16 protein-coding genes are annotated in these 14,605 nt (G+C 25.2%); 7 read left to right on the forward strand and 9 right to left on the reverse strand.

The features are described 5' to 3' along the window. Position 1 precedes the first annotated feature (1 nt). From AC5LG6_RS05730 to AC5LG6_RS05770, 9 genes are read right to left on the reverse strand one after another with little or no spacing between them, the layout of a single operon-like run. On the reverse strand, positions 2-1,228 hold the full coding sequence (locus tag AC5LG6_RS05730) for an AMP-binding protein (protein ID WP_498585927.1): 1,227 nt from the start codon (positions 1,226-1,228) through the stop codon (positions 2-4). Further along, a complete protein-coding gene (locus AC5LG6_RS05735) occupies positions 1,209-3,350 on the reverse strand; it encodes an MMPL family transporter (protein WP_498585928.1) in 2,142 nt (713 codons plus the stop codon). The genes AC5LG6_RS05730 and AC5LG6_RS05735 overlap by 20 nt, the downstream gene beginning before the upstream one ends. Then, on the reverse strand, positions 3,337-3,813 hold the full coding sequence (locus AC5LG6_RS05740; protein ID WP_434249204.1) for a hypothetical protein: 477 nt from the start codon (positions 3,811-3,813) through the stop codon (positions 3,337-3,339). The genes AC5LG6_RS05735 and AC5LG6_RS05740 overlap by 14 nt, the downstream gene beginning before the upstream one ends. Next, positions 3,806-4,342 (reverse strand): hypothetical protein, encoded by a 537-nt coding sequence (locus AC5LG6_RS05745; RefSeq protein ID WP_390850134.1) that lies wholly within the window; start codon positions 4,340-4,342, stop codon positions 3,806-3,808. Before AC5LG6_RS05745 ends, AC5LG6_RS05740 begins: the two co-directional genes overlap by 8 nt. Before the next feature lies 1 nt (position 4,343). Then, positions 4,344-5,042, reverse strand: coding sequence for an SDR family NAD(P)-dependent oxidoreductase (locus tag AC5LG6_RS05750; protein ID WP_260896130.1), 699 nt, complete (start codon positions 5,040-5,042; stop codon positions 4,344-4,346). After that, positions 5,043-6,557, reverse strand: a complete 1,515-nt coding sequence (locus AC5LG6_RS05755) for an HAL/PAL/TAL family ammonia-lyase (protein WP_498585929.1) — start codon at positions 6,555-6,557, stop codon at positions 5,043-5,045. Positions 6,558-6,563: 6 nt separating this feature from the next. Continuing rightward, on the reverse strand, positions 6,564-7,421 hold the full coding sequence (locus AC5LG6_RS05760) for an LpxL/LpxP family acyltransferase (protein ID WP_260880668.1): 858 nt from the start codon (positions 7,419-7,421) through the stop codon (positions 6,564-6,566). Then, complete coding sequence (locus AC5LG6_RS05765; RefSeq protein WP_498585930.1) at positions 7,421-8,143, reverse strand: glycosyltransferase family 2 protein; 723 nt, start codon at positions 8,141-8,143, stop codon at positions 7,421-7,423. The genes AC5LG6_RS05760 and AC5LG6_RS05765 overlap by 1 nt, the downstream gene beginning before the upstream one ends. Next, positions 8,133-8,456: an ApeI family dehydratase gene (locus AC5LG6_RS05770; RefSeq protein WP_066219857.1), complete on the reverse strand. Its 324-nt coding sequence runs from the start codon at positions 8,454-8,456 to the stop codon at positions 8,133-8,135. Before AC5LG6_RS05770 ends, AC5LG6_RS05765 begins: the two co-directional genes overlap by 11 nt. 129 nt (positions 8,457-8,585) lie before the next feature. Between AC5LG6_RS05770 and AC5LG6_RS05775 the strand changes: the two genes are divergently transcribed. From AC5LG6_RS05775 to AC5LG6_RS05805, 7 genes are read left to right on the forward strand one after another with little or no spacing between them, the layout of a single operon-like run. Beyond that, on the forward strand, positions 8,586-8,843 hold the full coding sequence (locus AC5LG6_RS05775) for a phosphopantetheine-binding protein (RefSeq protein WP_164469748.1): 258 nt from the start codon (positions 8,586-8,588) through the stop codon (positions 8,841-8,843). A gap of 9 nt (positions 8,844-8,852) precedes the next feature. Beyond that, complete coding sequence (locus tag AC5LG6_RS05780) at positions 8,853-10,079, forward strand: NAD(P)/FAD-dependent oxidoreductase (protein ID WP_434275290.1); 1,227 nt, start codon at positions 8,853-8,855, stop codon at positions 10,077-10,079. Next, a complete protein-coding gene (locus AC5LG6_RS05785; RefSeq protein WP_498585931.1) occupies positions 10,079-11,206 on the forward strand; it encodes a beta-ketoacyl-[acyl-carrier-protein] synthase family protein in 1,128 nt (375 codons plus the stop codon). The genes AC5LG6_RS05780 and AC5LG6_RS05785 overlap by 1 nt, the downstream gene beginning before the upstream one ends. Then, entirely contained in the window at positions 11,196-11,837 is a 642-nt protein-coding gene (locus tag AC5LG6_RS05790) for a beta-ketoacyl synthase chain length factor (RefSeq protein ID WP_498585932.1), read from the forward strand. Before AC5LG6_RS05785 ends, AC5LG6_RS05790 begins: the two co-directional genes overlap by 11 nt. Then, on the forward strand, positions 11,834-12,184 hold the full coding sequence (locus AC5LG6_RS05795) for a hotdog family protein (RefSeq protein WP_066154729.1): 351 nt from the start codon (positions 11,834-11,836) through the stop codon (positions 12,182-12,184). Before AC5LG6_RS05790 ends, AC5LG6_RS05795 begins: the two co-directional genes overlap by 4 nt. Next, on the forward strand, positions 12,165-13,499 hold the full coding sequence (locus tag AC5LG6_RS05800) for an alpha/beta fold hydrolase (protein WP_498585933.1): 1,335 nt from the start codon (positions 12,165-12,167) through the stop codon (positions 13,497-13,499). Before AC5LG6_RS05795 ends, AC5LG6_RS05800 begins: the two co-directional genes overlap by 20 nt. A gap of 8 nt (positions 13,500-13,507) precedes the next feature. Next, entirely contained in the window at positions 13,508-14,572 is a 1,065-nt protein-coding gene (locus AC5LG6_RS05805) for a methyltransferase (protein WP_498585934.1), read from the forward strand. Positions 14,573-14,605 lie beyond the last annotated feature (33 nt).

The raw sequence follows: 14,605 nt of genomic DNA on the forward strand, positions 1-14,605 counted from the left end.
TTTATTGTATCGCTAGCTTTTTACCAGTTGATGACGTTTTTATCTTATCAACTAGTTTTAAATTTATAGAAAATTTTAGATTTGAAAGCTCTTTTTTCAAAATATTTTGAATATCTTTTGTTGTAAAATCTTTTTTTGTTTCCAAAGTAATATCTAAAATCTCACCTCTTAATGAATTATTATTACTATTTACTAAAACTAATGCTCTAGATATATCTTCTTCTTTTTCTAGGATATTTTCTATTTGAACTGTAGAGTATCTTTTGCCTGCAATTTTTAGTATTTGAGAACTTCTTCCAATAAGTTTAAATTTATTATTTAAAAGTTCTATATAATCAAAAGTTTGTATATCATAATTTGTTTGTTTAAACTCTTTTTCATATATTATATTTGATACATAAGGAGAGTTTACTTTTAATTCACTGTTTTTATTTGTAGAAATTTTCACACTTTTTAATGGTGTCCATAACTCTTCATCATTTTGTTTATAAGCAATCCCACCAGTTTCAGTTGAACCAAAGATTTGAATAATATTTGAGTTAAATTTATCTTTAAACTCTTTTGCATCTTCACTCATTAAAGGAGCTGTTGAGCTTATAAAAATAGATTTTTTTAAGTCTTTTTTTGAACTTATTTTATTTAAAGCCTTTATATATAGAGGAGTTGTAATTACTAAAGAGTAATCATCAATTAAATCTAATAAATCATTTGGTAAAAAATGCTCTTTTAAAACTATATCAATATTGTTATGTAGAGGATAAAACAGTCCAAATAGCGAGCCATAAATATGTATAAATGGTACGGTAACTATAACTTTTTTGATAGTGTAGCTACTTAAAAGAGTTGTTAAATCATCTATCTCACTACTAATATTCTCTTTTGTTTTTAAAGCAGCTGTTGGAAATCCTGTGCTTCCTGAAGTGTAATATAAAAAAGAGAAGTTATATTTATCAAAAATATTTTCTGAAGCTTTAATTTTATTTTTAAGATCTGAAAACTTTGGAATATTTAATTTTTCTAACTCATTTTGTAAAATCTTATTTGAGTCATCAAATAGTATTGATTTTGCATCACTAAAGTGTGATTTAAAAATTTTTAGTGCATTTTGTTCTTTACTTGAACTTGCTATATATGAAACGCAATTTTGCAAGTTTTTATCAAAAAATAGCTCTTTTGATATTTTATGTTTGCTAATTGTTTTATCATCATTATAGATTATTAGATGCACATTTTTCCTTTTTTAAAAATATTAATAAAAATAAAATTGATAAAACACCAATAGTTGCTGAAATTCCTATTGAGAAAAGAGCATTAATACTAGAAAAAATTAAAACTCCAAATCCTGCAAATGTTGTAAGAATTGAATAAAATATTGCTTTGTTGGTATTTTTATCTTTTTTGTATGAACTTATATAAATTCCATAATCAATTGAGATGGATAATATAATAAAAAGAATAAAAATATGTAAAATGTTTAATTCTATAAATAGTGTTAATGATAAAATCATAGAAAATGGGAAAAATAGAAATGCTAGATATATTAGAATATTTTTTCTGTAACTTATTGAAATAATTGATATTATAAAAAATATTGATAAAGCCCCATAAAATATTAACTCTTTTTCTATTTTAATTAACTCATCTTCAAACATAGATTTAAGACTTAAGTTTATAACAAAATCAAAATTATTTAGAAGTGATATATCATCTTTTGATACATTTACATATGAAATAAATGAGTTTTCAAACTTTAGAATTTCAAAATCTAATTTTTGAAGATATTCTAAAGTATAGTTTGGCTCTTTTTGTGAAATTTTGTAAGAGTCTTTAAAGTATCCATCTTTAAAACCAAACTCTTTTGCTTTATCTTCTAATTTAGAATTTATCTCAGATATTTTTTGATTTTTTAAAAGCTCTTGTTTTTTTAAAAACTCATCTTTACTTATAAGAGTTGATAAAGGAGCTACACTAGATGGAAATTTCTCTTTTAAAGTTTTAGAGTTTTGTATTAATTCATCAATAGTTTTTGCTTTTATTAAAAAAGGAACTTTGTCATTTTTTGCTATATCTTTATTAAAAAACTCTTGTAAAGAGTTTAATTTTTTGTTTTCAACATCTAAGTTTTTTAAATTTGAGTCAAATTTAAAGTTATAAATAGCTAAAAGTAGGGCAATAATAGTAAAAAGTAATATGTATTTAGGAGAGATATTGTTTATAGTTTTGATATTGAAAAAATTGTTTTCTTTATATTCAAATCCAATTTTTTGATATATAAAAGCAAATTGAATGTATGAAAAAAGAAGCGTAAAAAATGTAAATAGACTTAATTGTTTAATCAAATTAAAAGAGATAAATGAGAGTATAAAAAATGCTGTAATAGTTGTAAGCATCCCTAAAAATACATCTTTATTAAACTTAAATGCTCCTTCATACTCTTTATGAACATAGTGATGAAACATATAATCAATAGCAACAGTCGATATAGATATTCCAAAAACAAGCACAAATATACTTATTTCAGGAAAGATAAAAGAACAAACCAATAGTGCAAAAAGAATTGAAGAACTAAGTGTTAATAAAGCATTAAAAAGAAGTTTTAAATCTCTTAAAATAATCAAATAAAGAAGAACAAGAATAAAAGTTGCAAGATAGATTATCTTATTTACATCATCTTTAATTATTTTAGAGTTCTCTACAAAATAGAATATTGAAGAGAATATTTTTATATCTTTATCATCTTTTGTTATATTTGATATTTCATTGTATAAATTTTCATAATCATCAATAGAGTTTACACTACTTGAAATTGAAAAGATAGAAAAATAACCTTTGTCTTTAACTGCTAAATGGTTGTTTTTTATAAAAAAATTACTCTCTTCTTGCTCTTTTTTGAAAATAGAAAATGGGTCGTTGCTATTTACAAAATATCCAAATTGTGAGTTTAAAAGATTTGATTTTAAATTTTCTAATTCTTTTTCTATATTTAAGTTGCTTAAGTTAATAAGTTTTTCCAAATTCAAACTATTTTGGTATAAAAAATACTTTTTTTTATACTCATTTAAAGCTTCGTTGTTTTTTTGTTTCTCTAAAGTTAGAGTTGAAATTTCTAAAAGTTTATTTTCAATATCTTTTATTTTATTTAAAGATTTATCATCTAAATTATCAACATATAAAAATAGTTTTTTGCTAATTTTAAACTCATTGAATTTTTTTAAAAGCTCTTTTTTTTCACTATTAGAAACTACGGCTTCTAAATTTGTAGATATAGTTTTAAAAGAGTTAAAAGCAAAAACTAAAGCTAATACAAAAGCAAATATTAATAAAGAGAAGTAGTTTTTAATTTTGAACAATTTGTATATAATCCTCATTTTTGAAATATATTTTTAAAAACTCTAGTTTATTTGAAACTTTTTTAAACTCAATTTTTGAAATAGAGTTTGATATATATTCATTTGGTATTAATACCATTTTATTTTCAATCTCTTGTAGTTTAAAAAACTCTTCAATTCCATCTTTTTTATCTTTATAAATAAAATTTATTAATTTATAAAATAGGTTTAATTCAACTCTATCTTCATAGTTTAATTTTTGTTCTGTTTGATTATCTTTTGAGATAAAATGGTCATCAAAAAAAATGTAAGATGTACTTAGGTTTTTATATGAAACCTCTATATAATCTTTTTTAAAATCTATTTTCCCATCTTTATAAACACTTGTTTGTAAAGCATTTAAGAATTTTTCCTCTTTAAAAGTTATAGTTTGTGCAAAAACATTTAAAATAAAAATAGATAAAAATATAAAAATCTTAAGCATAGTTTTCCTTTTTAAAGAATAGTTTTTTATGAATTATTTGGATAATCAAACCAAAAATAAAAACAAAATACCAAGCAAAACTTGAGTATATAGTCCAAATCACAATATCATTGTAGTATAAAATAAAAATGTGTAATAATAAATTTGTAAGAGCCACAAAAAACCAAAATAGAGTTGAGTTTTGAAGATAAATCTTATCTTCTATGCTTAAATTTTTTTTGAACTTCTCAATATAATAAATCACAAAAGAACTTTTTGAAAGATATGAGTATAAAACAAATGCAGTAACTATAAATGCAAGTATAGATGGTGTAATTTTAAGAAATAGGCTATTTTCTACAAAGAATGCTACTAGAGCAAAAATCATATAAAGAATCGAAAACCCATACTCTTTTAAACCTTTTTTCATATTTAATAAAAACCAAAAAAATGAGAAGATAAAAATATAAATAGATGCTGTTTTTATATCAAAATATTTTAAAGAAAAAAGTACTATGGGAGCATAGATTAAAGATATGATTAAATTCATTTTATCTAATCATACCACCACTAATATTTAAAACCTCACCGCTAATATAAGTTGCATCAACTCCTATGAAGTATGCACACTTTGCTACTTCATTGGCTGTTCCAAATCTTCCTAGAGGAATTGCTTTTTTCATCTCTTTTAGATTTGGAATATCTTTTGTCATTTCTGACTCTATTATTGCAGGAGCAAGAGCATTTACTCTAATATTATAACGACCAAGCTCAAGACATAAAGTTTTTGTAAGAGCTATAATTGCACCTTTACTTGCACTATAGTTTGCTTGACCAGCATTTCCACTAACTCCAGAAATAGATGCAATATTTACAATACTTCCTTTTTTATTCATCATCATATTTTTAGAAATGATTTTTGTAATATAAAAATTACCATTTAAATTTGTGTTTATTACATCTTCCCACTCATCATCACTCATGAAGAAAAAGAGATTATCTTTTATTATTCCAGCATTATTTATTAAAACATCAACATCAAGATTTTCTAAACTATTTTTTATAGACTCTTTATCTTTGATATCAAAAGAGATAAGCTCACCTTTGTTATCTATCTCTTCTAGTAAATTTTGAGCTTTTTGATGGTTACTATTGTAGTGAATATATACAAAAAAACCATTTTTTGCATACTCTTTTACAATCTCTTCGCCAATACTTCCAGTAGCACCTGTAACTAATACTTTTTTCATCTATATAAACTTCTTCATTTCAATTAGAGTATAAATTTTTTCAATATCAAAATCCATTCTTCTATCTTCATATAAAGGTTTTACATCTTTTCTAATATTTTCGTAAATATTTGTAAGATGTGGTGAAACTAAATCTTTTCCTCTTATATCAACAGCTTGAGCCATTCCTATAAATGCAACAGAAAGCATATTATAAAGGTCTGGAATCATTTTAGAAAAATCATTTGCAGCTGTTGTTCCCATAGAGACTTTATCTTGGTTTAGAGATTCTGTTGGTCTTGAGAATATTGAAGCAGCAGTTGTATTTTTCATAACATCTGCACTAAGTGAACTAAGAGTTATTTGCATAGCTTTAAAACCATGATAAAAAGGCTCATGTGATAGTTTTAAATTTTCACCTAAACCACGATTGAATTTATGATCAACTAAAAGTGCAAACTCTTTATCTAGTAAATCAGCTAAATTTCCAGCACAAATTTTTAGTGTATCCATTGCGTGAGCTACATAACCACCATAAAAGTTTCCAGAAGTGTATATTTTTTTATTTTCACCATCAATTAAAGGGTTGTCATTTACAGAGTTAATCTCTTGTTCTACCCAATTTTTAGAAATTTCAAGGTTGTCTCTAATTACTCCTAAAACCTGAGGAGCACATCTCATTGAGTAGTTATCTTGAATATTTAAATCATTATCAGCAAAAAATTTATCATATCTATCATCTCTTCCATGAGTTAATTTTGAGCCTTCTATTTTTCTTTTTATATTTTTTGCACTTTGGATTTGTCCACTAAAAGGTTTTGAAAGATGCACAAAATCAGCAACTGGTGTATCATCTCCTAATAAAACTTCAAACATACCTGCAACAAATGATTCCATAGAGTCTAAAATTGTTTCAAACTCTTCAATAGCTGCTAGTGCAATTGCACTCATTATCGTTGTTCCATTCATGATTGCAAGAGCCTCTTTTGGCTTAAAAGTATAAGGTGTAATATTTAGCTCTTTATAAACTTCCATTACATCTTTTATCTCACCTTTATAATAAACTTCTCTCTCACCAGCAACTGCAGCAGCTATATATGAAAGTGGTGTTAAATCACCACTTGCTCCAACAGAACCTTGAGATGGAATAACAGGAATAATATCTTTTTGTATTAGCATCTCAAGTCTTTTAAGAAGTTCAATGCTAACTCCAGATTTTGCTTTACTTAAAGAGATAGTTCTAGCAATTAGTGCATATTTACAAACTTTATAAGATAGTTTTTTTCCTACACCACATCCATGAAATCTGAAAAGATTTGTTTGTAAAATCTTACTATCTTCATAGCTTACATAGTTTTTACCACTAGCTCCATATCCTGTTGTAATACCATAAATTGGTTTACCATCTTTTATCTCATTTATTAAAAAATTATGAGTTTCATTTATATGGTCTATAAACTTTTTATCATTTGAAATCTCTATTTTATCACTATTTATAATCTCACTTAGAGTTATATATCTTTCATCTATTATCAATTTTAATTACCTTTCCCAAAAATTATATAAATTAAACCACTGATTTGGATATTTTTTCACAATTGCTTCAAAATCTTTTACATACTCATTTAAAGAGTTTGTAACAGCACTATTTTCATCTAATGAAAAATCCATTTTTATCTCTTTACTATGAACATAGTAGTTTTGTAAATCTTTATGAACTATGAAAAATAGAGTTAAAGGAGTCTTTGTTTTATATGCAACTTTAAATGGATTTGTATTAAAAGAGGCTAATTCCCCTAAAAACTCTACTTTTTGTGTAAATCTTGGATCTACTGCTCTATCTGCCATAAAAGCTACACACTCTTTATTAGAAATTGCATTTGCTATTTTTATAGAGACCTCGATTGGATTTAAAGATTGGTCAATTACTCTAACATTTTTTAAAGGATTATTAATAGAATTCTCAATTTGTTTAATACTATTTAAAATAACCTCTTTCATCACAACATTAATAATATTATTGCTTAATGTATTACAAGTAGAAGATGACCATCCTCCAAAGTGTGAAAGAAGTAAAATAGAACCACTATCAACTTTTTCTTTTATAAAATCTTTATTTTCATAAGTGTAAGTATAAGAAGCACAATCATATTTTGAGATAAATCTATCTACCATGCACATAGCAAACATAAAAAGATGATTGTAATAGATTTTTTTTGTAAATGGAACATTTAATTTTTCATAATATATTTTTAAAGATTTATAAACATTACTTGCAAAAATAAAATAGAAAAATGTTACAGGATACATCAGGTAGTATGTAAATTTATAACCAAAAAATTTATAAAGAGTAAAAACTAATTTTATACTCCATCCACTTCCTCTTTGAATAGTAGCCATTACTTATTTTTTCTTCTAAATAGATTTAAAAACATATTTGTCCACTTTATTGGAAGCATTTGTACATGAACCCAAACAATAGCCATAGTATCTTCAAATTTTCTAAAATGGCTAACTCTCTCTTCGGCTTTTGGATAGTAGCACTCTATAACTGTTTCAACTATCTCATTTCCAGCCCATGCGTGTCTTACTAAAACTTCCATTTCCCAATCAAATTTTGAAGTTTTGTATGGAAGGTCTAATATTGAAATAGGATAAATTCTAAATCCAGATAAAGAGTCAGTTATTTTATATCCAGTATCCCAACAAGCCCAGAAATTACTAAACCATCTTCCAAATTTTGAGCCATTTGGAACATTTGCAATATCAAAATTTCTAGCACCAATAATTATTTGATTCTCTTTTGAAATTGTATTTTGAAGCTTTTTTATTTCACTTGCCATATGTTGTCCATCACCATCTAAACTAGCAAAATATTCATAACCTAACTCTTTTGCTTTTTTAGCTCCACTTAAAATAGCTTCACCTTTACCTCTATTTTTTTCATGTCTAATTATAGTTACATTATCATTTTGTTTTAAAAAATTTAATACAGGATTTGTGTACCCATCATCAATTACAATAACTTTATATCCAAAAGATAAAATATCATCCACAACATTTTGAATTGTTAAATCATTGTTTAAGGTAGGGACAATAACTATAATATCTTTATATTTCATAACTAAACTCACTAATTTTCTTATTTTCTTTGTTTTTAATAATAATTTTATATGATATATTATCTTTTGAACTAATACAATATTTAATAATATCATCTGGTTTTATTATAGATAAAAATTTTGCCTTATTTATCTTTTTAACACTATGTTTTAAAACATCTGCAATAATATCTATTTGTAAAAATCCAGCCAAAATCTCATTTTTTGGGAAATGAGCTTTAAAAAAAGGATGACTTTTATTTGTTAATAAAATTGTTATCTCTTTTTCACTCTCTTTTTTTGTTATCTCTAAAATTTTAAATAGATTTTTCAAAATATAATGTACCTAGGATAAATTTTTGGTAGTGATTATATAATAAATTCTCTTAATATTATTTTTTTAAAGCTTAAGAGTAATATAGATATAATAATCCCTTAATTTTTATATAAGGGAATAGAAAATATGGCAATTTCAATAGATAATTTTAAGCAAGTGTTAATTGATGGTTTAAAGCTAGAAGATATAACAGTTGATGATATAGATAACAATTCAGCTTTGTTTGGAGAAGATGGGATTGGTTTAGACTCTGTTGATTCAATAGAGTTAGTTTTAATTATTGAAAAAGAGTATGGAGTAAAAATTAGTAATAGTGCTGATTATAAGACTATTTTTTCATCAGTTCAAAATTTATTAAACTATATAAATGAAAATTTAAAATAAGAAGTTGTCATGGAAGAAAATTGTGATGTACTTATAATTGGGGGAGGACCTAGTGGTTCTATTGCTGCTTGTAAACTTTTAAAAGCTGGGTTTAGTGTAACAATTTTGGAAAAATTAGAGTTTCCAAGATTTGTAATAGGTGAGTCACTTCTTCCAAAATGTAATGAAGTTTTAGAGAGTATTGGAATATTAGATGTTATAAAAGAGCAAGGTTTTATGTTAAAACCAGGAGCAATTTTTATTGATGAGAATAAAATCGAAGAGATAATTGATTTTAGAGATAATTTAGGTCAAAAATGCAATACAAGTTTTCAAGTAAAAAGAGAAGAGTTTGACAATGTTTTACTTCAAACAGCAATTAAACTAGGAGCTGATGTAAGACATAAAGTTGAAGTTATAGATTATGATAATGAAAAAAATATTATATACGCACAAAATGAAGATGGAGTAAAAAGTAGTTTTAAAGCAAGATTTGTTTTAGATGCTTCTGGATATGGAAGAGTTTTACCACAACTTTTAAATCTTGATGAGCCATCTGATTTAAAACTAAGAAATGCAATTTTAACAAGAATGACAGGCGAAACAAGAAGAGATAAAGAGAATGAAGGTTTTATAGATATTGTTATACACGATGATAATAAAGCTTGGTTTTGGGGAATTCCTTTTAGCGATGGAGTAACTTCTATTGGTATAGTTTGTGAAGAGAACTATTTCTTAGATACAGGACTTTCAAAAGAGGAGTTTTTGTTAAAAGCTATAAATAGTCATAAATATTTAAAAGAAAAATATAAAAATGCAAAACAAGTGGCACCTGTAAGAATTATAAATGGTTACTCAGCATCTATTAAAAAGATGTATGGGAAAGGTTTTGCAATGAGTGGAAATGCTACAGAGTTTTTAGATCCTGTTTTCTCTTCAGGTGTTACATTGGCATTGGAGTCATCTTCAAGAGTTGCATCTTTGATTATTGATGAATTAAATGGGCAAGAAGTAGATTGGCAAAAAGATTATGAAGATTATATGATGATGGGTATAAATGTCTTTAGAGAGTTTGTATATGCTTGGTATAGTGGAAAACTAAGAAAAATTTTTTATGCTAAAAACAAATCTAAACAGATAAAACAATCTATTGCTTCAATACTTTCAGGCTATGTTTGGGATGAAAATAACTATTTTGTAAAAAATACAAAGCAAAGAATTGATGCGCTTGTTGAGATGAGTGAGAGCCAAAATTAATGAATTTTAAAAATAGAGTTTTTGTAAACTATTTTGACACTATCTCTTGTGCAGGAGATAATGCTAATGAGCTTTTCTCTTCAATTTGTGAGAAAAAAGATACTATAACTTTAGATACAAATTATGTAAAAGATAGAGTTGTAGCTATTGGAAAGATAAAAAAAGATAAATCTTTAAATGATATATTGCTTGAAAGATTGAAAGAACTATTGAAAAATTTAAATTTAAAAGATTTTCAAGATACTCTTTTGGTTGTAGGTTCAAGCGTTGGAGGAATGAGTGAAACTGAAAATTTATATTTTAAAGATAAAAACTATAAAAATATAGATTATAAAAAACATCCAATAGATTCAATAGCATATTTTTTAAAAAAACAGTTTACTTTTTATGATGATATATCTTTTTCAACTGCTTGTACTTCAAGTGCAAATGCATTAGGTTATGCAAAAGAGGTAATACAAAAAGGTATATATAAAAATGTTTTAGTTGTTGGAATTGATGATTTATCATATACAACTGTTTGTGGATTTTCTGCTTTAAGTGTTTTATCTTCAAAACCTTGTACTCCTTTTGATAAAAATAGAGAAGGTATGAATGTAGCGGAAGGTTTTGGTATTTTATTTTTACAAGATAAAAAACAAGATAGTTCAATAGAAATTTTAGGTGTTGGATATAGTTCAGATGCACACCATATGACACAACCACATCCAAATGGACTTGGTGCAATAGAAGCTATGAAAAATGCTTTAAAAGATGCTAAGCTAAAACCAGATGATATAGATTACATAAATGCTCATGGAACTGGAACTTATGCAAATGATTTTTCAGAATTAACAGCAATTAAAGAGCTTTTTAAAGATAGTAAAACAAAACCACAAGTTAGTTCTACAAAATCAATTACTGGACATACTTTAGGTGCTGCTGGAGCTATTGAGGCAATTATATGTTGTATGGTTTTAAAAAATCAAACTATTGTGCCAAATAAAGGTTTAAATGAGATAGAAATGGAAGGAATAAACTATCCAATGGTTACTTCTAAACAAGATATAAAATATACTATTAGTAACTCGTTTGCATTTGGTGGTAATAATACATCTTTAATTTTTGGATTGTGTAATGAAGATTAATTTAGAGATATTAGATGCTTTTTATCTTTTTGATAAAGATAGTATTGAAGAGCTAAATACAAAAGAGTTAGTACCTCAAATGGTTTTTAGAAGAAGATTAACAAAAGCTTCAAAACTTGTAATTGAAGCCTTACATAAAATAGATGCAAAAAACAGTAGAATTATATACGGAAGCTCTTTTGGAGAGTTGCTATCTTCATCAAACATATTAAAAGCTATTTTAGATGAAAGTATGTTATCTCCAACAGATTTTCAAAACTCTGTTTATAATACAGCTGTATCATATGCCTCTATTTTATTTGAAAATAAAAATGAGATATTAACTATTTCAAGTGGAGATGAAACTTCTTTAAAAGTTTTAAAAGCAGGTGCCATTAAAGCTTTAGATAATGATGAGGTTGTTTTGATTTGTAGTGAAACTATAAATATTCCAAATATACAAGAGGTGAATTCTTGTATTGATTTTTTAGAATCTGTTGTTGCTTTAAAAGTAAAAATAAGTAAAGAGGATAGCACTATAAATCTTGAAAATATAACTTTAAAAGGTTTTCCTAACTCTATAAAACATATTATGTTTATTGCTCAAAATTTTGATAAAACTAAAAAAAATATCGTAAGAGTTGATATATGAAAAATTTACCTCACCAAAAGCCAATAAGATTTGTAGAAGAGATTGTAAAAAAAGATGCAGATTATATTTTTGTATCTTGCTCTTTTCCTTATTTGCCAACCCTTCCAATGATATGCGAAGCGGCAGCTCAAAGTAGTATTGTTTTTTCACAAAATGAAAAACCACAAATTGGCTTTTTACTTAGCCTTAAAGATGTTGAACTTTTAAAAGATTGTGATATTTTGGAGTTTCAAATAAAGATTAAAAAAGATACAAGCTTTGATTTATTAAATGAGTTTAGCTTTGAACTTATAAACCAAAATGATATTTATGCAAAAGGAACTTTTATTGTTAAGTTACAAGATTAAATATATTTTTGTAATATTTTTTCTTTTTTCTAAGATATTTGCAGATGAGTTTTATATACAAGAACCAGTTTTAAATTCACAAGTGTATATAAATGTTGATGGAAATATTGAAAATGAACCAATAGTTTTTGTACATGGTTTAGGTGATGAAGCTTCAACTATTTGGCAAGAAACTATACATAAATTAAAAGATAACTACTATGTGATAACTTTTGATTTACCAGGATTTGGAAAATCATCAAAAGATAATGTTGAATATACACCAGAAAAATATGCACAAGTTTTAGATTTTTTAGTTTCTAAATTTTTAGATAATAGACAATTTTATTTAGTTGGACACTCTATGGGTGGAGCTATTAGTCTTAAATATTCTACTTTACATCAAGATAAAATTAAAAAACTTTTTGTTATTGATTCTGCTGGAATTTTACATAAAGATTCCTATGGTGAATTTATGATAAAAAATCAAGTTAGTAAAATGGTTGATGAAAATAGTAGAAGTGAATTAAATGGTCAAATATCACAATTTGCAACAAATATCACAAATAGTTTAGCAAGTATTTTACCAAAAGATTTAAGTAGTGTTGTAAGAGATGAAAGAATCAGAACAAAATTTTTAAATTCGCCAACTTCAATAGCAGCATTAGGTCTTATGACTGAAGATTGGTTTGAATTACATAATATTAAAACTCCTACAATGATATTATGGGGTGAAAATGATGGAGTTACTCCTTTAAGAAGTGGATATGTTTTAAATTTTTTATTGGATAATTCAAAACTATTTATAATAAAAAATAGTGGACATGTTCCAATACTTGATTCAAAAGAAGAATATTTTAATTATTTAGATTATTTTTTGAGTAATGATATAAAAAAAGATGAAAAAATCTATAAACAAAGTAGTTTGAATAGAGAGCTAAAAAATAGTAAAGGTGAATTAAAAGATTGTAGTTATAAATATTTAAAAATTACTAATTCAAATAATTTACATTTAAACAACTGTAATATAGAAAGACTTATAATTGAAAATTCTGATGTTTATATAGTAGATTCAAATATAGGTTCAAGCTCTAACTCAATTCAAGCAATAAACTCTAATATAAACATAACTTCTAGTACTATAAAAGGAGATATTGCAATAAATCTCTTGAATTCAAAACTAGATATTGCAGGTTCAAAAATAGAAGCCAATAATAGTGCTATTTTTAGTCAAGGAATAAATGATATAATTTTTTCTTTAACTACTATTATAAGTCCAGTAACAAAAAAAGTATTTCATAAAAAAGTAACAATGAATAATAAAGAAAAATATTAGGAAAAGATATGGAAAAAAGTTTCTTTCAAGATGCACAAAATTTATCAACAGTAGAGGCTTTATATGAAGCACAAAAAATAGCTTTTGCTCCAATAGTTTTTCAAGTTGCTAGAGTTTTAAGAGATACAAATATTTTAAATATTTTGTCAAAAAACAAAAATGGTTTAAGTATTGAAGAGTTATCTAAAATTTCTGATTTATCTATTTACGCCATAAAAGTTTTAAGTGAGACAGCAATAAGTGCAAATATTTTATATGAGAAAGATAATAAGCTTTTTATTTCAAAAGTTGGAATATTTATAAATAGTGATAAGATGACAAATGCAAATATGAATTATAACCACTATGTAAATTATCTTGGACTTTATAATTTAGAAGAGTCAATAAAAAATAGAAAACCTGAAGGTTTAAAAGTGTTTGGAGATTGGGAAACTATATATCCAGCACTTTCAAGTTTACCACAAAAAGTTCAAGATAGCTGGTTTGAATTTGACCATTTTTATTCTGATTCTGGATTTCCAAAAGCAATAGAGTATTTGAATAATTTAAATATCAAATCTATTTTGGATATTGGTGGAAATACTGGTAAATTTGCTATCGAGCTATCAAGTAAATATCCACAAATCGATATTACAATAATGGATTTACCACAACAAATAAAATTAGCAAAAAAAAATATTTATGAAAAGAATTTAACAAATGTTTCATTTATTGAGTCTAATGTATTGCTTAATGATATTAATGTTCCAGAAAATATAGATATTATTTGGATGAGCCAATTTTTAGATTGTTTTGAAGATGAACAAATAGAGCAGATTTTATTAAAAGTAAAAAAATCTATGAACAAAAATAGTCAAGTTTGTATAATGGAGCCATTTTGGGATAGACAAAGCAATGAAATAGCTTCATATTGTGTGATTAATACAAGCCCATATTTTACTGCTATTGCAAATGGATATAGTAAAATGTTTAGATATAGTGATTTTGAAAAAATACTACTTAAAGTTGGTTTTGAAATTGTTGATATAACTGATAATATTGGATTGTGCCAAACTATTATAAGGTTAAAATAATTTTTTATTATTTTGTATATATCATAACTTAGT

The sequence above is a fragment of the Arcobacter thermotolerans genome (assembly GCF_983172305.1).

Bases quoted from the DNA above. Each gene is read 5' to 3' on its own strand.
- AC5LG6_RS05775 (WP_164469748.1), top strand. From the start codon at position 8,586: ATGGCAATTTCAATAGATAATTTTAAGCAAGTGTTAATTGATGGTTTA.
- AC5LG6_RS05785 (WP_498585931.1), top strand. From the start codon at position 10,079: ATGAATTTTAAAAATAGAGTTTTTGTAAACTATTTTGACACTATCTCT.
- AC5LG6_RS05750 (WP_260896130.1), bottom strand. From the start codon at position 5,042: ATGAAAAAAGTATTAGTTACAGGTGCTACTGGAAGTATTGGCGAAGAG.
- AC5LG6_RS05780 (WP_434275290.1), top strand. From the start codon at position 8,853: ATGGAAGAAAATTGTGATGTACTTATAATTGGGGGAGGACCTAGTGGT.
- AC5LG6_RS05795 (WP_066154729.1), top strand. From the start codon at position 11,834: ATGAAAAATTTACCTCACCAAAAGCCAATAAGATTTGTAGAAGAGATT.
- AC5LG6_RS05745 (WP_390850134.1), bottom strand. From the start codon at position 4,342: ATGAATTTAATCATATCTTTAATCTATGCTCCCATAGTACTTTTTTCT.
- AC5LG6_RS05760 (WP_260880668.1), bottom strand. From the start codon at position 7,421: ATGGCTACTATTCAAAGAGGAAGTGGATGGAGTATAAAATTAGTTTTT.
- AC5LG6_RS05765 (WP_498585930.1), bottom strand. From the start codon at position 8,143: ATGAAATATAAAGATATTATAGTTATTGTCCCTACCTTAAACAATGAT.
- AC5LG6_RS05740 (WP_434249204.1), bottom strand. From the start codon at position 3,813: ATGCTTAAGATTTTTATATTTTTATCTATTTTTATTTTAAATGTTTTT.
- AC5LG6_RS05790 (WP_498585932.1), top strand. From the start codon at position 11,196: ATGAAGATTAATTTAGAGATATTAGATGCTTTTTATCTTTTTGATAAA.
- AC5LG6_RS05805 (WP_498585934.1), top strand. From the start codon at position 13,508: ATGGAAAAAAGTTTCTTTCAAGATGCACAAAATTTATCAACAGTAGAG.